This window comes from Vibrio sp. 10N.239.312.D08 (assembly GCF_041466145.1).
Lineage (GTDB): Bacteria > Pseudomonadota > Gammaproteobacteria > Enterobacterales > Vibrionaceae > Vibrio > Vibrio crassostreae_C.
The window spans coordinates 69,348-89,801 of the sequence record NZ_JBFSSD010000007.1 but is presented as its reverse complement, the minus strand read 5'-3'; the positions used below and the strand labels follow the sequence as shown (position 1 = coordinate 89,801).

The 20,454-nt window shown below is 45.0% G+C and carries 15 protein-coding genes; 8 read left to right on the top strand and 7 right to left on the bottom strand.

The window, feature by feature from the left end; translation table 11 throughout:
- Positions 1-7: 7 nt before the first annotated feature.
- Complete coding sequence (gene pta / locus AB6D58_RS05785) at positions 8-1,081, bottom strand: phosphate acetyltransferase (RefSeq protein ID WP_102332700.1); 1,074 nt, start codon at positions 1,079-1,081, stop codon at positions 8-10.
- Positions 1,082-1,235: 154 nt separating this feature from the next.
- Here pta and AB6D58_RS05780 point away from each other — a divergent pair, with 154 nt between their 5' ends.
- Both AB6D58_RS05780 and AB6D58_RS05775 read left to right on the top strand, forming a co-directional pair.
- Complete coding sequence (locus AB6D58_RS05780) at positions 1,236-2,024, top strand: IclR family transcriptional regulator (RefSeq protein WP_017065657.1); 789 nt, start codon at positions 1,236-1,238, stop codon at positions 2,022-2,024.
- A 230-nt stretch (positions 2,025-2,254) separates the two neighbouring features.
- The gene (locus AB6D58_RS05775; RefSeq protein ID WP_372156701.1) at positions 2,255-3,682 is read left to right on the top strand and encodes an NAD-dependent succinate-semialdehyde dehydrogenase; all 1,428 of its coding nucleotides are present in this window, start codon (positions 2,255-2,257) and stop codon (positions 3,680-3,682) included.
- Positions 3,683-3,893: 211 nt separating this feature from the next.
- On the opposite strand, the gene AB6D58_RS05770 is transcribed toward AB6D58_RS05775, so the two are convergent.
- Both AB6D58_RS05770 and AB6D58_RS05765 read right to left on the bottom strand, forming a co-directional pair.
- On the bottom strand, positions 3,894-6,077 hold the full coding sequence (locus AB6D58_RS05770; protein WP_372156699.1) for a malate synthase G: 2,184 nt from the start codon (positions 6,075-6,077) through the stop codon (positions 3,894-3,896).
- A gap of 155 nt (positions 6,078-6,232) precedes the next feature.
- Positions 6,233-7,186 (bottom strand): LysR family transcriptional regulator, encoded by a 954-nt coding sequence (locus tag AB6D58_RS05765; protein ID WP_009845781.1) that lies wholly within the window; start codon positions 7,184-7,186, stop codon positions 6,233-6,235.
- Positions 7,187-7,316: 130 nt separating this feature from the next.
- On the opposite strand from AB6D58_RS05765, the gene AB6D58_RS05760 reads away from it, so the two are divergent.
- Both AB6D58_RS05760 and AB6D58_RS05755 read left to right on the top strand, forming a co-directional pair.
- On the top strand, positions 7,317-8,915 hold the full coding sequence (locus AB6D58_RS05760) for an isocitrate lyase (RefSeq protein ID WP_017059981.1): 1,599 nt from the start codon (positions 7,317-7,319) through the stop codon (positions 8,913-8,915).
- 196 nt (positions 8,916-9,111) lie between these two features.
- Positions 9,112-9,690, top strand: coding sequence for a hypothetical protein (locus AB6D58_RS05755; RefSeq protein WP_372156697.1), 579 nt, complete (start codon positions 9,112-9,114; stop codon positions 9,688-9,690).
- 104 nt (positions 9,691-9,794) lie between these two features.
- Here AB6D58_RS05755 and AB6D58_RS05750 read toward each other — a convergent pair whose 3' ends face one another.
- Complete coding sequence (locus AB6D58_RS05750; protein WP_048614685.1) at positions 9,795-10,187, bottom strand: cystatin domain-containing protein; 393 nt, start codon at positions 10,185-10,187, stop codon at positions 9,795-9,797.
- A gap of 667 nt (positions 10,188-10,854) precedes the next feature.
- Here AB6D58_RS05750 and AB6D58_RS05745 point away from each other — a divergent pair.
- Both AB6D58_RS05745 and AB6D58_RS05740 read left to right on the top strand, forming a co-directional pair.
- On the top strand, positions 10,855-12,084 hold the full coding sequence (locus AB6D58_RS05745; protein ID WP_372156695.1) for an acyl-homoserine-lactone synthase: 1,230 nt from the start codon (positions 10,855-10,857) through the stop codon (positions 12,082-12,084).
- On the top strand, positions 12,077-14,686 hold the full coding sequence (locus AB6D58_RS05740; protein ID WP_372156693.1) for a response regulator: 2,610 nt from the start codon (positions 12,077-12,079) through the stop codon (positions 14,684-14,686). The genes AB6D58_RS05745 and AB6D58_RS05740 overlap by 8 nt, the downstream gene beginning before the upstream one ends.
- 122 nt (positions 14,687-14,808) lie before the next feature.
- Here AB6D58_RS05740 and AB6D58_RS05735 read toward each other — a convergent pair whose 3' ends face one another.
- Entirely contained in the window at positions 14,809-15,447 is a 639-nt protein-coding gene (locus AB6D58_RS05735) for an RpiB/LacA/LacB family sugar-phosphate isomerase (RefSeq protein WP_017067927.1), read from the bottom strand.
- A gap of 53 nt (positions 15,448-15,500) precedes the next feature.
- Positions 15,501-16,262 (bottom strand): 2-dehydro-3-deoxy-D-gluconate 5-dehydrogenase KduD, encoded by a 762-nt coding sequence (gene kduD / locus AB6D58_RS05730; protein ID WP_017067926.1) that lies wholly within the window; start codon positions 16,260-16,262, stop codon positions 15,501-15,503.
- A gap of 317 nt (positions 16,263-16,579) precedes the next feature.
- Between kduD and AB6D58_RS05725 the strand changes: the two genes are divergently transcribed.
- Together AB6D58_RS05725 and AB6D58_RS05720 are read left to right on the top strand one after the other, a co-directional pair.
- Positions 16,580-17,911: an MFS transporter gene (locus AB6D58_RS05725; RefSeq protein WP_372156691.1), complete on the top strand. Its 1,332-nt coding sequence runs from the start codon at positions 16,580-16,582 to the stop codon at positions 17,909-17,911.
- Between the two features lie 191 nt (positions 17,912-18,102).
- Positions 18,103-18,984, top strand: coding sequence for a DMT family transporter (locus AB6D58_RS05720; protein ID WP_017067924.1), 882 nt, complete (start codon positions 18,103-18,105; stop codon positions 18,982-18,984).
- Here AB6D58_RS05720 and AB6D58_RS05715 read toward each other — a convergent pair.
- Complete coding sequence (locus AB6D58_RS05715; RefSeq protein WP_372156689.1) at positions 18,953-20,161, bottom strand: GGDEF domain-containing protein; 1,209 nt, start codon at positions 20,159-20,161, stop codon at positions 18,953-18,955. The genes AB6D58_RS05720 and AB6D58_RS05715 overlap by 32 nt on opposite strands.
- Positions 20,162-20,454: the final 293 nt, after the last annotated feature.

The following is a 20,454-nucleotide window of genomic DNA, read 5'->3' as shown; positions in this document are numbered from 1 at the left end:
ACGAGTGTTAATACCGGAATTCAAACTCCGACTCTTCTCTTTCTTCAACATCAGCTTCAGAGTCAGCCTTAGAGTCAGATGCTTTCCCTTGCTGCGCTTGTACCGCGGTAACGGCAATGACATTAAAGATATCTTCGGCACTACAGCCTCTGGACAAGTCATTCGCTGGTTGATTCAGCCCTTGCAGCAACGGGCCAATCGCAACAGCCCCACCTAGCCTTTCCGCAAGCTTATAACCGATATTACCGGCTTCTAAGTTAGGAAATATCAACACGTTAGATTGACCTTTGACCTCTGAATCAGGCAACTTTTTCGCCGCTATTTCAGTGACAATCGCCGCATCGAGTTGAACGTCCTGATCGACGGCGATTCCGGGACAACGTTGTTTCACGAGTTGAGCAGCATTACGAACCTTATCGACCGATTCGTGTTTGGCACTCCCGTTGGTCGAAAACGACAGCATCGCGACTTTAGGCTCTTCCATCAGTAGCGTTTGAGCACTGTTTGATGCGGCCACGGCAATCGATGCCAGCTCGGTTTCAGTGGGGTTAATCACCAAACCACAATCGCTGAAAATCATACCGCCTTTAAGATTATGGAAAGGCTCACACAGCATCATCAAGAAGAAACTTGACACCAATTCGCTGTCCGGTGCAGGGCCGATAATCTGCAGCGCAGCTCGCACCACATCAGACGTGGTATAAACAGCGCCATTAACTGTGCCGTCTACCAGTCCTTCCCTTACCATCAAATTGGCAAAAACAAGTGGATCTTGAACCAGCTCTAGGGCGTCATCATAAGTCATGCCTTTAGCTTTTCTTAATGTATACAGCCGCTCAGCGAGCACTTCTTTGAGTGACGACGCCTGTGGAGAAACAATATGAATGCCAGCGAGGTTAATGTGGTGAAGTTCTGCAGCAGCGATGATCGCCGATTCATCGCCCACAAGTGTGATGTGAGCGAGCTGTTTGTCGATTGCTATTCTTGCAGCAGCTAGCACTCGCGGGTCCTCCGCTTCACTCAAAACAACGCGCTTACGATCTAAATGAGCTTTATCAATAATCCGTTCAATCGCCTTCATCTTTAAATTCCATTTATTGAGATTATTTGTTCCATAATTTATGTTTATATTATTGGAATAACAAAAAAGGTCAAATTTTATTCAGATAATTGAAGAATAATGATTTAGTATGTACACTCTTAGGCATAGACATATCGCAAGGATGAATCACTGTATGCAAACAGAAACACCGCAAGTTCAAGGGGATACACCGACCCTCCGACTTTTTGCACTATTAGAGGTGATAGCGCAAAAAGACGAGTTTATTTCTCTGCAAGGTTTAGTCGAAGAGACCGGATTGCCAAAACCCACGCTGCACCGAATGCTTCAACAGTTAGAAGCGGCGGGCATCATTCAAAGAGATGGCGACGAAAAGCACTACAGCTCAGGTATTCGACTCAGAAAACTTGCCGAAAACCTACTTTTGAATAGCACCATGCACAGCGCGCGACGCACTATCCTTGAGAACCTGAGAGCAGAAGTCGGTGAGAGTTGTAACCTGACCGCTCTTTCAAGTGGCGAAATCATCTATCTCGATCGTGCCGAAACTGAAGCCCCCCTTCGCTTTCACCTGCACCCCGGCTCTCGCGTTCCCGTGCACTGCTCGGCTACTGGAAAACTGTTTTTAGCTCATATGTCTAAGTCGCAGCGCAGACGATTAATTGAAAATGTGCCGCTGACTCAATACACAGTAAACACGATTACCGACTATTCGACTCTAGAGAAAGACATTGAAGAAGCGAAAATCCAAGGTTTTGCTATTGATGACGAAGAGTTTTTACCAGGCTTAGTCTGTATCGCAGTGCTGATCCCATCACCAACAGGTCAATCAAACCTAGGCCTAGCGATACAAGCGCCTGTGATTCGAGTGAAACCGGATGAAGCAATAAAATTCTTGCCCGCACTTCAAAAAGCAGCAAAAGCGCTGGCGAAAATCGAAGCTGATAATTGGAGTCAGCAGTAAACACTTTCTTAGAGAATTTCGAAGTCCATGACTTAGCTGATCATGGATTTCGAAAAACCTACTTTGATAGACATGATTTGGTAAACAATGCTTGCGCAAACAAGGTCTTCAAAACTATCGAATTAACAACGACAATCTGCGACTAATCAACATTTGGTCGAAGTGATCTGAACACTCGCCAACCCGCACATCAGCAACACGTCTAAAGTAATCACGACAAAGGAATCACGATGCTAAACATTGATAACCAGCACTTACTCTCTTTTATGGTGACAGAAGCGAACAACGCAGTTGCAGTCACAAACCCAGCAACGGGTGAACTCATCGGGCACGCACCGGTATCATCAAAAACAGAGTTAGCGAGCGCGATTGAACGAGCTCATTTAGCACAGAAAGAGTGGGCAAAAATTCCTGCTAAATCTCGTGCTGCACTGCTTCATCGTTGGCACCAGCTGATCCTTGAAAACAAAGATGACCTTGCTCGAATCATGACAATGGAACAGGGTAAGCCGTTAGCCGAAGCGACAGGCGAAGTGGTGTATGGCGCGAGCTTCATTGAGTGGTTTGCAGAAGAAGCAAAGCGCACTTATGGGGATTCCATTCCTAGCACAGTCGCTGGCAAACGCTTGGTGACCATCAAGCAGCCTATTGGTGTCGCATGTGCGATTACGCCATGGAACTTCCCGATTGCAATGATCACTCGTAAAGCGGCTCCTGCCTTAGCTGCGGGTTGTAGCTTTGTCGTGAAACCTTCGGATGAGACACCGCTTTCTGCGTTTGCTGTGGTTGAACTGGCTTATCAAGCGGGTATCCCTAAGGATCTACTTCAAGTCGTTCTTGGTGAAAGCCCTGAACAAGTGGGCAACCTATTCACTTCGCATCCGTTGATCAAAAAAATCTCTTTCACTGGGTCGACCCGTGTGGGCAGCATTTTGATGGCTCAAGCTGCAAAAGGCATCAAACGCACCTCTATGGAGCTTGGTGGCAATGCACCTTTTATTGTGTTTGACGATGCTGACATCGACGCGGCCGTTCAAGGCGCAATGGCGTCGAAGTTCCGTAATGCAGGTCAAACATGTGTCTGTGCGAACCGATTCTACGTTCACAGTAAAGTGTACGATGAGTTTGTGGCTAAATTCGATCAAGCGGTTCAGCAGCTTAAGATTGGTAACGGTTTAGATGAGGGTGTCACGATTGGACCTGTTGTCAGCCTGAATGCGAAGAACAACATCCAAGCTTTGATAAACCGAGCGATTGAACAAGGTGCTGCGCCTGTAACGCCAACTCAGGAGCTTAATGGGCTTTTCATTCAGCCTGTTGTTCTTAAAGATGTAAAACACAGCATGGACATCGTTCAACAAGAGATATTTGGCCCAGTCGCGCCTGTGATGAAATTCGACACGGACGAAGAGCTTATCGAGATGGCCAACGATACCATTTATGGATTAGCGTCGTACTTCTACAGTCAGAACATTCATCGAGTATGGAACATCGCAGAGGCACTTGAGTACGGTATGGTGGGTATTAATGATGGCCTGATCTCAACCGAAGTCGCGCCTTTCGGTGGCGTGAAACAATCAGGTATTGGCCGTGAAGGTGCGAAAGAAGGCATCGATGAGTACATGGACATTAAGTATCTTTGCTTTGGCGGAAAATAAGGTTGGTAGTAACTAAGTTCTGGCAGTGATTAGGGCTCGGAAATAATTAAGTCTTAGTGATCACTAACCTGACCCACTTTCCACCTTTCCCTTCACAAAAATGAATCAAAAAAAAGCCGCGCTATAAAAGCGCGGCACCTTGGGCTCGGTTAAAGGGGGGGGGCTTTTTTTAGTATTTTACATTCTCTATTTTTGTTATTCGGTTGCTTCGCTATTCCTGTGCTTTCAGTTTTAGACGCATCGCGTGCAGCACTGGCTCGGTGTAACCGCTCGGCTGAGCACAGCCTTCGAATACCAACTGACACGCCGCTGAAAATGCAATGCTGTTTTCAAAATCAGGCGCCATGTTACGGTAACTCGGGTCGCCAGCGTTTTGCTCATCCACCACTGCGGCCATACGCTTCATGGTTTTCATTACCTGAGCTTCCTCGCAAATGCCGTGACGTAACCAGTTCGCAATATGCTGGCTTGAAATACGCAGCGTCGCTCGGTCTTCCATTAACCCTACATCGTTAATATCAGGTACCTTCGAACAACCAACGCCTTGGTCAATCCAACGAACCACATAACCCAAAATACCTTGGGTGTTGTTATCCAGTTCACTTTGAATATCTTGCGCGGTAAGCTTTTGATCGCCCAGTAACGGGATAGTAAGAATATCATCGACATTGGCTCTCACTCGCTCACGAAGCTCTTTCTGACGGCTTGGTACACTCACCTTATGATAGTGCAGCGCGTGCAAAGTCGCGGCGGTTGGAGAAGGAACCCAAGCGGTATTGGCACCCGCTTGTGGATGTCCGATTTTCGCGTCCATCATCTTCGCCATATTATCCGGCTCTGGCCACATACCTTTACCAATCTGGGCTTTACCTTGCAGGCCACAAGCTAAGCCAAGATCAACGTTTTGATCTTCGTATGCGCCAATCCAAGTCATGGTTTTCAGCTGTGTTTTAGGAGCAAAAGGCCCCGCTTCCATACTGGTGTGAATCTCATCACCCGTTCGGTCTAAGAAACCTGTGTTGATAAACACAACACGATCTTTAGCTGCACGAATACATTCTTTAAGGTTAACCGAAGTACGACGCTCTTCGTCCATGATGCCGACTTTTATCGTGAATCGATCTAGCCCTAATGCATCTTCAATACGGCCAAACAATTCATTAGTAAAGGCGACTTCTTCAGGGCCATGCATCTTAGGTTTTACGATGTTGATACTGTTCGCAGTCGAGTTTTGGTACGCGCTGTTGCCTTTTAAATCATGCATCGCAATTAACGAAGTGATCATGCCATCCATAATGCCTTCAGGCACTTCATTACCTTCGGCATCAATAATCGCAGGGTTAGTCATCAAGTGACCGACATTACGGATGAACAACATGCTGCGGCCTTTTAGTGAAATCTCACCACCCGTCACGCTGGTGTATTGGCGATCGGGATTAAGGTTACGAACAATAGTTTTGCCGTTTTTCTCTAGTGATTCTTGCAGATCACCTTTCATCAAGCCTAACCAGTTACGGTAAGCCAATGCTTTGTCTTCACCATCAACTGCAGCAACCGAGTCTTCGCAATCCATAATGGTTGTTAGGGCAGCTTCGACCAACACATCTTTAATACCCGCCACATCAACGCTACCAATCGGTGCGCTTGGGTCAATTTGAATTTCGATGTGCAGATTATTGTGTTTAAGAAGAATGCACGAAGGGGAACTTGCGTCACCTTGATAGCCAATGAACTGGTCGCTATCAATGAGAGTGACTTCTTCGCCGTTATCGAGTGTCGCTATGAGCTTATTGCCGATGCTAGCGTTACTGATGCTGTATTTGGTCACGTCTTTATGAGAGACACCGTTTAATGGCGCTGCGTCATCAAGGAACTCGCGAGCATAAGTCACTACTTTAGCGCCACGGGCTGGGTTAAAGCTTCCGTCCTTTTCCGCGCCATCACTTTCACTGATCACGTCCGTTCCGTAGAGCGCATCATATAGGCTGCCCCAACGCGCATTGGCTGCGTTAAGTGCAAAACGTGCGTTCATGATTGGCACCACAAGCTGCGGCCCTGCTTGTGTTGCGATCTCAGGCTCTACGCTCGCTGTCGTCACTTGAAAGTCATCGCCTTCAGGAACCAAATAACCGATCTGCTGTAAGAACTGTTTGTACTCCACAGGATCGAGCGTTTGCCCAGCACGCTCTTGATGCCAAACGTCAATTTGATGTTGAAGATCTTCACGCTTGATAAGCAATGCGCGATTTTTTGGAGCCAAATCTTCAAGGATGGTTGCAAATGATTGCCAAAAGTCTTCAGCGACAATGCCTGTTCCAGGAATCACCTGCTCATTAAGTAATTGGTAGAGGGTGCTATCAATGTTCAAGCTTCCCTGTTGAATACGACTGCTCATAAAATCTCTCTCAAACTAATTTATGGCTACTCAATAAATTTTCGTGACTAGCTCAAATTTACTTTACTGACTTAAACTTACTTAACGGACATGAATTTAGCTAATTTATGCCGGTTATATTGGATATTCATATAAAAAATACCCTAAAAACTGTGTTATTCCGTTACTCCACTCTCGATTTCGTTAGCGACACTTTTAATCAAACGACGCATCCACTGGTGGTCTGGATTGGTTTGTAACAATGGACTCCACGCCATCTTCACCTCAAAGGGTTCAATCGCAAATGGCGCAGGCTTGATCAACAATCTAGGGTTATTGCGCTGCAGTTGAGCGGCTTTGGTAGGAATAGTCAGGATCAGGTTCTTCTGTTGTGCGAAGAGAATCGCCGACAAGTAGTGTCGCGTAAACACCGTGATGTTACGGGTTTTACCAATGCGCATTAGTGCTTCATCTATCCAACCAAGCTTTTGTGCTTCGCTTGGGTTTATCCCGACTCCCGTTCCCATACCAGTCTTACTTACCCAAATATGTTGCGCCTTTAAATAAGACAAAATATCGAAATTGTCGGCTATCGGGTTGTCACAACTAAATAGACAAGAAAACCCGTCGTGCCAAAGGCTCATCTGGTGAAACGACTGAGGAATATCGTCAAATCGGTTGATAATTATATCAACGGTACCTTGCTCTACATCCTGATAGCTCACATCACTTGGCGTCATTATATCCAGTCGTATTTTCGGTGCTATCTCGCTCAGTTTTTTTAATAGCGGCTGAATAATGGTCGACTCTGCATAGTCACTCGCCATGATACGAAACACGCGTTCACTGTCTTCTGCATTAAACTCTGTGGTCGGCTGCAGTGTCTTCTCTACATTCGCCAAGATGTTTCGAATCAGTGGCTGCAACTTGTGCGCGCGTTCGGTCGGTATCATCCCTTCACTTGTTCTCACTAATAGCGGGTCTTCAAACAGATCACGCAATCGGCGAAGGCCATTACTCATGGCTGGTTGAGTAATACCCAATTGATTTGCTGCTCGTGTAACGTTTCTTTCACGTAGCAACATGTCTAAATACACAAGCAAATTAAGGTCTATACGAGCAATATTCATAAGAAAAATACCGAATATAATAACTATAAATTAACAAAATTATCACATGAGTGGTTATTCTTTGTCCATAGCAAAGTTTTAATCCAAGCCAATTTGGCAACCATACCCCACGTGAAACTAAGGAATAGTTATGTCGCAAATTACACAAGATATCGAAATGATAGAAGTTGCAAAAAGCGCTGCAGGTGCTCCATGGGATGCAATCAATGCTGAATCTGCTGCTCGTATGCGAGCTCAAAACAAATTCAAAACAGGTCTAGATATCGCGCAATACACGGCAGATATCATGCGTGCGGATATGGAGGCTTACGATAAAGACAGTTCTCAATACACTCAGTCTTTAGGCTGCTGGCATGGTTTTATCGGCCAACAAAAGTTGATTTCTATTAAGAAGCACTTTGATGGCAAGACAGACCGACGCTACCTATACCTATCAGGCTGGATGGTTGCAGCACTTCGCTCAGACTTTGGTCCACTTCCAGACCAATCTATGCATGAGAAAACATCGGTTGCAGGCCTAGTAGAAGAACTATACACATTCCTGCGCCAAGCTGATGCACGTGAACTGGGTGGTTTATTCCGTGAGCTAGACGCTGCACGTGAAGCGGGCGACGTTAACCAACAAGACCTTATCCAAGACAAAATCGACAATCACGTAACACACGTGGTGCCAATCATCGCCGATATCGATGCAGGTTTTGGTAACGCAGAAGCGACCTACCTAATGGCTAAGCAGATGATTGAAGCAGGCGCATGTTGTCTACAAATTGAAAACCAAGTTGCCGATGAGAAGCAATGTGGTCACCAAGACGGCAAAGTAACGGTTCCACACGCTGACTTCCACGCAAAACTTCGCGCACTTCGTTACGCTTTCCTTGAACTAGGCATCGACAACGGCGTTATTGTTGCTCGTACCGATTCTCAAGGTGCTGGCCTAACAAAAGAAATCGCAGTAGTGAAAGAGCCGGGCGACCAAGGTGATATCTACAACTCATACCTAGATGTTGAAGAGATCGATGTTGCAGATATGGCAGAAGGCGACGTTTGCTTTAACCGTGACGGCAAGCTAGTTCGACCTAAGCGTCTACCTTCAGGCTTATACCAATTCCGCCAAGGTACTGGTGAAGACCGTTGTGTATTCGACTGTATTGAAGCAATCAACGCGGGTGCTGACCTACTATGGATTGAGACTGAGAAGCCACACATCGGTCAAATCAAAGAGATGATGGACGGCGTACGTGAAGTTCACCCTAATGCGAAGCTGGTTTACAACAACTCTCCATCATTCAACTGGACGCTAAACTTCCGCCAACAAGCATACGATGCGATGGTAGCAGAAGGTAAAGATGTTTCAGCTTACGACCGTGCTAGCCTAATGAGTGCTGAATATGACGAAACTGAATTGTCTAAACGAGCTGATGACAAGATTCGCACATTCCAAGCGGATGCATCTCGTGAAGCGGGTATCTTCCATCACTTGATTACTCTACCGACTTACCACACTGCAGCGCTGTCAACCGACAACCTTGCAAAAGAATACTTCGGTGACCAAGGCATGCTGGGCTATGTTGCAAATGTTCAGCGCAAAGAGATACGCCAAGGCATCGCTTGTGTTAAACACCAAAACATGTCTGGTTCAGACATCGGTGATGATCACAAAGAATACTTCGCGGGTGAGAATGCACTAAAAGCCGCGGGTGAAGCGAATACGTCTAATCAATTTGATTAACCGCTAACGCTAAAGCCTCCCCCGTCCTTCTCTCTTACTTAGGTAAGATCCGGGGGAAGGCTTTGAGATAAAGCTTGTACTGCCAGCTTTATCTCAAAGCCTCAGATTTGTGTTCCACACCACGGTTAACCGAACAACTTCTGTTTAAGCTAACTGTATACATATTTGTTCATATTCCTATTTGTTGAGAGTGCCTATGACTTCAATACCTACACACCTACAAGATGCAAAAACACTGTTATCAGAGAATGGTTTCGCGACGGGTGATACTTGGTATCACGGCACATCTTCAGCTTTATTGGCTTCTATTCAAGGCCAAGGCCTAAAACGTTCTGGAGACAAAGCGCTCAACGAAGCAGCTTCAAAAACCATGGCGACCATCGGCAACAACTACACCGAATCGGTTGAGCCAGTGTTTCTCACTCAGAGCAAAGAACTGGCGTACTACTGGGCTCAACAAACCGTTCGTGAGCGAGGCGTTCGCTTCGAAGGTGAAGAGCAGCCTATCGTATTAGCGGTAAACCTATCGGAACAGCAACGCGCCAAAGTAAGACCGGACGTAGGCGCAATGAGCCTATTGATGATGAGTGTTGGCGAGCAATTCATGTCTCACCTCACTGAAATTTATCAAGCCAATAACATTGCAGGCCCAGACATCGAGCTTCGCACTGCCGATCGCATGGACTACCTCAATAAACTTGGTATGGCCTACATTGATGAAGACATCAGCCGCGCTTGTGTTCAGGAGTTAGCTGAGCCCGAGCTGGCCGATTAAAAATCGTTCAGTGGATCAGTCTTCTTAAAAACAAAAATGGCTCCCAACACGGAGCCATTTTTATTTGTTATCAGCCTATCTCACAAGACACTGGCGCATCTAGGCTATGAGCACAGAAGACCTTTCTGTGCAGGTTGCGTCATTTCGATGTCACCTTGTAGAGAACGGTAAACGATGGTGTTCCACACTTCACCATTATCCATTTCAAACTCAATAGCGTAATTCAAACCCGCGACAACCTGAGTTCGAACACTAAGGATCTGTTTGAGCTCAGCTGAAGTGTTCATTTGGCCAAGAACTGCATTTAAAGCTTGCTTAGCTTCCGGTGTGATCTCACTTTGCGACCAACCACCCGTCAGGTTTTTAGTGCTGCAGATAGGGTTCGCATTCTCTTGTGGTTGAGTTGGTACCTCTGATTTCTGACTACACCCAGCTAACGCCACAACACTAAACAAGGTTGCTATTCCAAGTAATGATGTTAATCGTACTTTCTTCATAAATTCTCTCTACCTCAATCATTTACGAGGGATTACTCGCAATAATGTTTCATATGCAGGCAAGCTTAAACCTCGAATGTCATCACTTCATCAGAGATTATGGTGTAACTGGTCTATAAACACAGGAGATTGTCAGGAAAACAAACCGAGCACTGGAGCCCTGCGTTTATCCACCTGATATTTAAATCATTAAAATGGGTAGCGAAGGAATAAGCGAATATAAGAAAGATACAATCAATCAGTTAATTACATATTTAACACCAAAAACATTCCTGCCACGATTGATAAGATGAGCTCATCTTGATGTGAATTATGATATTGGTTCAAAAAATAGATATTTGAAATTATTTTATAAATCCAAAAGTTTATGCTCGGCTTAATCATGTCTGATTTTAAAACTGTGATCCAACCCTACAAGTTGTTGATAATAATGTATTTTATTCACCTGTGAATTTATTCAAATATGGCAAATCTTTATTGTTAAGGGTGAGTGCAAGTAGTAAAATCTCGCCCGATTATGCAACTTACTTCTCACACCATAGACACAAGTAAAGTTACGATTGGCTCTCTCAAAGTAACGTAACTTCAAACACATACCTAAAATCAGTGTCCTATAGATAGTGCAGATCAAATAAAAATAATTATATAAACCTAGGCTAGGTTAAACATGAAATTAACGTCGTCTTTAGGCTCACTGTTGGCTAGCAGTCTGTCTATCGAAATAAAACAGCGAGCGCTGATAGAGCTCGTCATCAGCACTTATCAGCCACAACAGCGCACTGAGCTTTTTCAAAACGTGACTGAATATCGTAGAAGCCAGTTAGAATTGCTTTTCCCAGAGCATCAAAACAAAAGCTACTCTGTATTGTTTGAGGTGATGGACTACCGCGATCTGATTCTGCGCTATCCAAATACACTATCTGCAGAGATTTCTCTTCTAGAGCAGGCCGTAGGGCAGTGCTATATGCATTGGCTAGATTTCTGGTGTGAGTGTGAAATTGCTGCGATCAAAGCAAAATCTCCATTAAATCCAAGCTCCATTTCTCATGTCGACCTCCCTATCAACGACAGTGCTTATTACGGTGCGATCATCGAACAGATAGAACATGAGCCACTTTTGGTACAAACACCGAGTCACCCACAAGGAATGCCAATCAGCGATGCCATTGCTTTAAGCAATCTTGAGGTGTTCATCAAGGGTGAGAAATGGTTTGAGATGCTGCCTTTATTACACCTTTCTCAGGCAGGTAAGCATTTTATTCTGCTCAAACATCCAGTCGATGAAGGCTTTCCGACACTGGTTTCCTCTACGCTGATTCAAGACTGGTCTAAGAATGACACTTGGCTAAGTTACGCACCGCCATTCAGCAATGAGCAATGGCAATACTGTTTACCCAATTACGGCTACGATGAACTCGCAAGGTTACAACTTTTCACACCGCCTACACTGTCAAAATGTTACTCTCTCCCAGAATTTGACCAACAATTCCAGTTACAATTGTCCGATCAAAATGCCCTATGTGAAGTGTTGCGTCTGACAGTCAGTGGCAATACCCAACAACAGCTCTATTTCCTCTACCTTGCTCAAAAAGAGCTGATGAGTGTGTTACACCAAATAGGCTATAAGATTGGCTTCACTATTATCGAGCAACCTTTCATGCTTCAGTTTTATCAAACCATTGATTCCAATGCGTACTTCCATGCTGGGTATTGCGAATTAAATGATGATGGCACAACAATTTATCGTGGGTTCTGGAATTTCGAGATGATGGTAAAAGCGTTCAATAATGTCGATTTTCGGAGCTACAAACGCGCAGTGCGAGAGAGTAGAAAGTCATTAGAAAATCCATGCTCGGCAGGAAAAACTAGCTCGGTAAAAAAGGATGAACATGTTTGATTTCGGCCTTGAGGCGATCATCTATGCAAAAGCAATCACCCTGCTTGCAACCGTAGCAGTGGTTGTCATGTGGTTGTTCTATTACTGCTATCGCCTGAAACAGAAGAACGAAGTGATCGCGGGGACACACCATGCCCCTTACATCGCGTACTCGATCTGCATTGTTGCGTGGATCAGTAGTAACGCTTATTTCCATACCGACTTATTACCCGAACTTGGGGCCTCGGCCGCTGTGTTCGCCGCAAAGTTTGCCAACCTCGCCTCTTTCTTTGCGTTTGCCTTTGCCTATTACTTCTCGTGTAAGCTCGCCGCCGAACAACGTAATGGTAAGGTTCATGTGTGGCAACAAGCCATTTTCGTTACCTTAACCGTCTACTCCTTCTTTATCAATTTAAGTCCGGGGTTAACCGTTGAACACGTCACCATTGCTGGCCCAAGCCAGTTCGTGATTGAGTTTGGCCCGCATACGCCGTACTTCTTCATTGGAATGATAAGCTTTGTAGTGCTGACACTACTCAACCTTGTGGCCATGCGCGCCAACAGCAGCAAGCTGACCTTAGCCAAAACCAACTACATGATCGCCGGCATTTTAGTCTTCATGCTGTCGACTGCGACAATCCACCTAGGCATGACCTACTTCTTACGTGATTTCTCGCTCACTTGGCTGCCACCAGCTTTGTCGATAAGTGAAATGTTGTTCGTTGGCTATGCCCTGCTGACCTCGCGCTTCTACAGCGTGAAATACCTGGCGTACATGAGCCTAAATGCGATGTTGGTTTGTGCTATTTTGGTGATCCCTTTTGGCGCGATATTTATCCCGCTGACAGACGACAGTCAATGGCTTGTTGCTATCCCAATCTGTGCGATTATCGGCATCACTTGGCATGTTCTCTACAAACGCGTAAGCCACTACGCCTCCTTCTTTGTCTACGGAAACAAGAAAACGCCAGTACAGCAGATCCTCTCACTAGAAGACGATTTTAAGCTGTCGATTGATGATGCCATGCGTCGACTAGGTAGCCTACTGCAGATCCCAGAAGACAAACTGCGTCTGGTGAACAGCAACTACAACGAAACCTTCTACGAAGATTACCTGTCTACCAACAAGTCCGTTTTAGTGTTTGATGAGCTGTCTCAGGAGCTTGATTACACCGCGCCAGCCAAGCGATCGATTAAAGCCCTGTATGACAAGATGAGTTCAAACGACACCGCTTTGGTGATGCCTTTATTTGGTCAGGGGAAATCGGTCACACACTTATTGGTCTCGTCACACAAGAGCAACGATAAGATGTTCTCTAACGAAGAGATCTCTGCCCTGCAAACCTTGTTAACTCGTGTACAAAGCACCATTGAAGCCGATAGACGCATTCGCCAAAGTCGCGCTCTAGCTAATTCTATCGCACACGAAATGCGTAACCCGCTGGCTCAAGTGCAGCTGCATTTTGAGGTGTTAAAACAGCACATTGATAACCAAGCCCCAGCGAAACAAATCCTAAAGGATATTGAGAATGGCCAAGCGGCGATTCAACGCGGGCGACAACTGATTGATATCATCCTGCGCGAAGTCAGTGACAGTACGCCTGAACACGGACCTGTGACCATGACCTCTATCCACAAAGCCGTGGATCAAGCCGTAAGCCACTATGGTTTTGAGAATGAAAAGATCATTGAACGCATTCGTTTACCACAACACGCTGATTTTGTAGCAAAACTCAATGAAACCTTATTCAACTTCGTCATTTTCAACCTGATACGCAATGCAATCTATTACTTTGATTCTTATCCAGAAAGCCAAATTGAGATCAGCACCAACACAGGACCTTACGAGAACGTTCTGATATTCCGAGATACCGGCCCAGGCATTGACGAAGCCATTACGCATAAGATCTTTGATGACTTCTTCTCTTACCAAAAAAGCGGTGGTAGCGGCCTAGGGCTTGGCTATTGCCAACGTGTAATGCGTTCATTTGGCGGCCGAGTTGAGTGCCACTCTAAACTTGGGGAGTTTACTGAGTTCCACCTGTACTTCCCGGTGGTACCCAATGCCCCCAAAGCAGACGCACTTCGTACGCCTTACTTCAATGATTGGAAGCACAATCAAACTTCAACTGAAAACAAAACCAACGCTGAAGCTAAGCCAGATAACCAAGCAGAAACGCAAAGTTCAGAACCAACAAGTGCGCTAACCCCAAAGAACCATTTGGCTCCAACCGTGCTTATCGTCGATGATAAAGAAGTACAACGCACGCTTGTTCAGATGTACCTGAGTCGACTTGGTGTAAATAGCTTGCAAGCCAAAAACGGTGAGAATGCCGTCGAGCTGTTCAAAACACACAAGGTCGATTTGATCTTAATGGACGTACAAATGCCGATAATGAATGGTTTTGACGCAAGCCAAATCATCAAGGCACGCTCACCTCAAACACCAATCATTGCTTTGTCTGGCGAATCAGGACAACACGAGTTAGATATGATCAGCAAACTGATGGATGGTCGCTTAGAGAAGCCAACCTCTTTGAAGGCACTGCAACGCGTGCTCGATAACTGGCTAGAGAAAGGCTGTGCCTCAAATGCTTCCAAAGAAACCGAAGATGAAGAGTAGATGCAGGAAAACACGAATCGCAATTTAGCCAGTTGATTACTGTTTGTCTCATTACATTGCTTTAATTATTCATCAAAAAGCCAGCCGAACAAGGCTGGCTCTATCAGAACTAAACGCTCTAATTAATCTAAAAGTGAACGAACATAATCAGCGATTTCTTGGTTTTGGCAATGCTCAAAGAAGCATTGTTGGAAACGTTCGCTGCCAACCGCTGTTTTCACTAGATCTTGGTCGATGGCTCTCAGAGAATCAATAAAGTTATCTTTTACCACCGCCGCTTTCACTTCATTCAAAATTGCTGCATTACGTTGCTGTGGTTCTGCACGCTCTAGTGGATACCCATTACCACGCTCGCCTGTGAACGCTTTTTCAAAGATATAACGAATGTTGAGTTCACCTGCCCAGCCAAAGCCTTTAGCAAAAGCGAGAGCGAGAGCATTACCGTTGTTAATTTGGTTAAACAAGAAAGCATCTGATGGCTCTAGGCAGTAACCACAAACCACCCCCGGATGCAGGTTCAGTGACATCAAAGCACCTTGGCCAGTGCCACATCCTGTCACAACAAAGTCAACAGCCTTTGAGTTAATCAGAATGCTCGCCATAATACCTAGATGAATATACGTTAAGTGGTGATCGTTCTCGTCTGTCATTCCTAGGTTGAAGACATCGTGACCAAAACCACCAGCAACTGACTCTAGTTCAGCTGATACCATAGCATTTTTGCCTGCTTGACTGTTTTCCATCATTAAAGCGATTTTCATTTATCTTCTCCTGCAAGATTGCTGCAAACTCAAAATTTAGAATAAAAAACTAATTAGCGTGCTAACCAACCACCGTCAACAGCAATGGTATAGCCATTAATGTAATCCGATGCTGATGATGCTAAGAACACACAAGGACCTGCGATATCTTGCGGTTTACCCCAACGTTCAGCCGGAATACGCTCAAGAATCGCTTGATTACGCTCAGCATCTTCACGCAGAGCTTGAGTATTGTTCGTTTCCATATAACCGGGGGCTATCGCATTCACGTTGATATTATCGCGCGCCCATTCGTTCGCCATCGCACGTGTCACGCCCATCACAGCACTTTTTGAAGCCGTATAGGAAGGAACTCGAATGCCACCTTGGAATGAGAGCATCGATGCAATGTTAATGATCTTTCCGCCAGTACCTTGAGCCTTAAATTGCTTTGCAACAGCCTGAGACATAAAGAACACCGTCTTGGTGTTCACGTTCATTACGTCATCCCAATCTTGCTCTGAGAACTCAATAGCATCTTGGCGGCGAATAATTCCTGCATTGTTCACGAGAATGTCGACTTGGCCAAACTCAGCCAAAGTGCGCTCTATAACCCCTGGAATGCACGCTTGCTCGAGAAGATCAGCACTCACGTTTAGGAACGAATGACCTGCTGCACTCATTTTCTCAATAGTCTCTTCAGGCTCTGTTCGGTTAACACCGACAACCTTACAACCGGCTTCCGCTAGGCCTAATGCAATACCTTGCCCAAGCCCCGTGTTACAGCCCGTCACTATCGCTACTTTACCTTCCAGACTGAATGACTCTAAGATCATGCTCGCTTCCTCAATTACATTGGATTCATTGCGTATCGTTATTACCAATAATTAAATCATACAATAAGATGTAAATACGAGAGCGACGTTGTAGAAGTTCGATCTTGCACCAAAATCAGTCGAACAAGTGAAACGGCACCACAAACTAAATGAATAGGGGAAAGTGATTTGAAGACGAGAAACCTATAACCCACTATGAACAATGAGTTCGAAGATCACCCAAACCAGATATTTTAGGGATTTGGCAACAATTCCATGATTTAAAAGAGTAAAAGGGTTATACATAATAATGTGTTATCTAAATTACTGAAATTATCATGACGCTCAAAGAGATCCTTAAAATTCCCAATGTCCGCTACTTCTTGATGTTTAGAAGCAGCTACTTTGCGCGTTTTTACTACCCTATATTCACACTACTTTATTTAGATTACGGGTTAACCCTGTCTCAATTCGCGATGCTCAATGTAGTTTGGGCGGCCACCATTATGCTTGCTGAAGTACCGTCGGGTGCATTCGCCGATACCTTAGGCCGCAAGAAACTGGTGGTGCTGTCTTCGATTGTGATGTTTGTTGAGATCGCAATGATCGCCTTAGTGCCAACCGGAAACCCCGACTTGGTGTTCATAGTCTTTCTGATTAACCGGATTCTCAGTGGCTTAGCGATGGCACTGGCCAGCGGCGCCGACGAGGCATTGGCTTACGACACCTTAAAAGAACAAGGTAATGAAGAGTTGTGGCCGCGAGTGCTGCAAATCCAGCTTCGTGTCGCCTCAACGGTCGGTATCTTTGTCACACTAATTGGTGCGGCGATGTACGACGTGAATTTTATGACGAACATCTTTCATTTCCTTGGACTAGCCGAACCAGAAAGCACCAAAGATCTGATGCGTATTCCTGTGTTCGCCACCCTATTTGTAGCGATGATCGCTATCTATGCCGCGATTAATATGCGCGAAGAGAAAAAGCTGATGCCAAGCGACCAAACCAAATTGGCAACCACCATCTCAAGTCTTAAATTGACGATCGATGCAGGTAAATGGGTATTCGCTACGCCTTACGTGCTGTTCATCTTGCTCTACTACAGCCTATTCGAACACACCTCACGCATGTTCCTAACCATGAACAGCCAATACTATCTGGCCATTGATATTCCAATTATCTACTTTGGTTTTATTGGTGCGGGTATCAGCTTGCTTAAGATTATATTGGCAGGACAAAGCCGAAGATTAGCAGAGAGTATGGAGGCTAAAACCTTCATTGTGGTTATGGGATTGGCAAGCATGGCGACTTATTACTGGATCAGTTTAGGTTGGTCGATTTACGGAGTCATTCCGGCACTAGTATTAATCTTTATCATCATGACGATGAACATTTTCATCAGCTACCACCTGAATAAAAAGACCGAATCACACAACAGAGCCACCGTTCTTAGTTTCAAAGGTTTGATGTTTAACCTCGGATACGGTCTGATCGGTATCTTGTACGCTTACTACTATAAGTTGGTGTCTCAGGGCTACACCGAACAAGAAATAGAACAGAACCTTGCCTTCTTGGCCTCACTGTCTTCTTTTTTCTATTACTTCACCTTACTGTTCTTTTTGATCAGCGCGCTGTTCTACTTCAAGAACAGAAAAGAAGCGATTTTCTAAACAATCGATTGATGTCGAGTGACAAGTAAATGAAGCCGTTAAGGTTTACAGCGCAAGTTTTAAAGACCGAATATTCTTCAAAACCGAGCGATTCACGCAACTGACTATTGCTTATTAAAAGAACAAGTCGCTTCTTATATTGGTTTTATTTGTTAATATAATCAGCAAATTACATAACACATGGACGCGTCATGTCTTTTAGTTGGATAGCCTTTACTCTCCTTGCTGCCTTTAGCCAATCTTGGCGCAATGCCTTTCAAAGTAAATTAAGTGGCACCATGAGCGTGGCTGGCGTGACGTTGGCGCGTTTTATTTGGGCTGGCCCAATCGCCCTTATTTACCTCTACACCCTCTATCAATGGCAGCCAGTCTCCGCACCGGATTTTTCGGGTGAGTTTGTTTTCTATATTGTTGCTGCCGCCATCATGCAGATCCTCGCGACCGGCTTAATGGTGATGCTGTTCAAGCTAGAAAACTATGCGATAGGCGCAGGATTAGCCAAGTGTGAAGCCCCCGTGTCTGCGGTGCTATCCGTATTGTTTTTTGGTACTGCTTTGACACTAACAGGTTGGGTCGGCGTACTTATTGGTACTTTAGGCGTGCTAATCATGAGTAGCGCTTCTGGCTGGCGAAGCTTGTCCCCAAAAGTGTTCTTATTAGGTATGGCGTGTAGCACCGCCTTTGCTTTAACGTCTCTTTGGGTACGGGAAGCAAGTTTGAGCATAGGGTTGCCGTTCCCTCATAGCGCTGCTTGGGTGCTGTTCCTCGTCATTTCCCTTCAGACAGTGATTATCTGTACGTATCTCTTTTTCAGAGAACGCGACACGCTGCGCCTGATATTCAAGAAGTCGAAACTGGTCGTAATGACAAGCCTAGCGAGTGTTATCGGTTCTCTGGGTTGGTTTAGCGCAATGTCACTTCAAGCCGTTCCGTACGTAAAGACGCTTGGACAAGTCGAAGTGATCTTCATGGTGTTGATATCCTACTTCTGGTTAGGACAAAGCATCGCACGCAAAGACATTCTTGCACTCATCTTACTCTCTATTGCAGCGGTATTGGTGATGTGGCAGTGACGATCTCGTTAATATGACTAGGACAAATTGAAGTCATATTGCGACCGTTTGTTTTCGCTTGATATAACGCTTTGTCGGCTCGACTAATAAACCCATCCCAATTCTCATGTGGGTGAAGCTGAGCGACACCGAAACTCGACGTCAGAAACATCTCATTCCCTTGCACGGCTGAGATATCTGAAATAGATAATCGCAGCTTACAAGCAATAGCCTGTGCTTGTAGGAAATTAACATTGGGCAATAAAATCATTATCTCGTCTCCGCCAAAACGAAACGCACTGGCTGTTGGCGATGTTTTGATTGCACTTTGAACCATTTCAGCAAAAGACTTGATCACGAGGTCACCTACAATGTGTCCGTGTTGGTCATTGATCGACTTAAAATTATCAATATCCATCATAATGGCACTAACAGGTGCAGTTTCCGCCTGCTTCATGATAACTGGAACCATCTCATCTAATGCTCTGCGGTTTCCCAGTACCGTTAGAGGATCGCTGTAGGACAGCTCGTGAATAGAACTAAGCAACCTTGCGTTAATCAGCCAAAGCATTGTAAAGCTCATCGACACAATAAGAACGATGCTCACTAAAAAGGCAAGTTGATGAATGAGAGTGGCCGCCATGAAATCCTGAAGCTCAGCGGAAAATAGTGTCACCACAACTCGAAAAACCATAAACCCGCCATATATCGTAAATGACAAGGCCATCATCCGAATACCTAGAGTCAAGTCATCACGCCGGCCCTTTAATACCGCAAAGGCAGTGCAAAGAGTCACAAAAGCCAGATATAAACTAATGAGGATAATTCGAGCCTTTATGGAAGGCTCATAGAACGTGAAGTAAATAAAACATGGCAAAAGAGCCAACATCATTAGACTACTGAGGTAGGTGCATTTGAGAGAGTATTCTCGAAACAGACATAAGCTATACAAGGCGAGATGAAAACCAAGCGCAATGACCATATTGGCACCAATAACGGTGACCCAATCAGGGAACTCCCCTCTTAGGCTCAACATCAACGGCCCAGTTCCGATAACAAATATTGAAATGGAAAAGATTGAAAGCCCTTTAATGGACTGTTGAGTGAATTGAAATAACAACAAGCCAATACAGTAAATGAAAGAGAACAAAATAATAATAAAATTAAGTGTTCTCATATCCAGCGAAAAACCATCCATGATTTTCTATCTTCCATACGCAACCAAATTTCAACATGGTCAATAATCATGCAAACCACAAAAACATTCACCATGTGAATCTTTTTATTTTATAAAAAAAGGGGGTAGATCACATATGCGGAGATTTTTATCGCATGAGTTCATGATATGGATAGGCATGTAACACTCGCCCCCATAGAGTTTTATCGCATCACTGAATCTACAGGCTTCTGCACTCGTTACTTGGTTGAATGACGACTGTCTGGCATTATGCGCCCAAGAAATCTCTAGGGCTGTTGACCTTAGCTATTATA

Coding starts and splice junctions, on each gene's coding strand:
- pta (WP_102332700.1), bottom strand. CDS start 1,081: ATGAAGGCGATTGAACGGATTATTGATAAAGCTCATTTAGATCGTAAG.
- AB6D58_RS05780 (WP_017065657.1), top strand. CDS start 1,236: ATGCAAACAGAAACACCGCAAGTTCAAGGGGATACACCGACCCTCCGA.
- AB6D58_RS05775 (WP_372156701.1), top strand. CDS start 2,255: ATGCTAAACATTGATAACCAGCACTTACTCTCTTTTATGGTGACAGAA.
- AB6D58_RS05770 (WP_372156699.1), bottom strand. CDS start 6,077: ATGAGCAGTCGTATTCAACAGGGAAGCTTGAACATTGATAGCACCCTC.
- AB6D58_RS05765 (WP_009845781.1), bottom strand. CDS start 7,186: ATGAATATTGCTCGTATAGACCTTAATTTGCTTGTGTATTTAGACATG.
- AB6D58_RS05760 (WP_017059981.1), top strand. CDS start 7,317: ATGTCGCAAATTACACAAGATATCGAAATGATAGAAGTTGCAAAAAGC.
- AB6D58_RS05755 (WP_372156697.1), top strand. CDS start 9,112: ATGACTTCAATACCTACACACCTACAAGATGCAAAAACACTGTTATCA.
- AB6D58_RS05750 (WP_048614685.1), bottom strand. CDS start 10,187: ATGAAGAAAGTACGATTAACATCATTACTTGGAATAGCAACCTTGTTT.
- AB6D58_RS05745 (WP_372156695.1), top strand. CDS start 10,855: ATGAAATTAACGTCGTCTTTAGGCTCACTGTTGGCTAGCAGTCTGTCT.
- AB6D58_RS05740 (WP_372156693.1), top strand. CDS start 12,077: ATGTTTGATTTCGGCCTTGAGGCGATCATCTATGCAAAAGCAATCACC.
- AB6D58_RS05735 (WP_017067927.1), bottom strand. CDS start 15,447: ATGAAAATCGCTTTAATGATGGAAAACAGTCAAGCAGGCAAAAATGCT.
- kduD (WP_017067926.1), bottom strand. CDS start 16,262: ATGATCTTAGAGTCATTCAGTCTGGAAGGTAAAGTAGCGATAGTGACG.
- AB6D58_RS05725 (WP_372156691.1), top strand. CDS start 16,580: ATGACGCTCAAAGAGATCCTTAAAATTCCCAATGTCCGCTACTTCTTG.
- AB6D58_RS05720 (WP_017067924.1), top strand. CDS start 18,103: ATGTCTTTTAGTTGGATAGCCTTTACTCTCCTTGCTGCCTTTAGCCAA.
- AB6D58_RS05715 (WP_372156689.1), bottom strand. CDS start 20,161: ATGGATGGTTTTTCGCTGGATATGAGAACACTTAATTTTATTATTATT.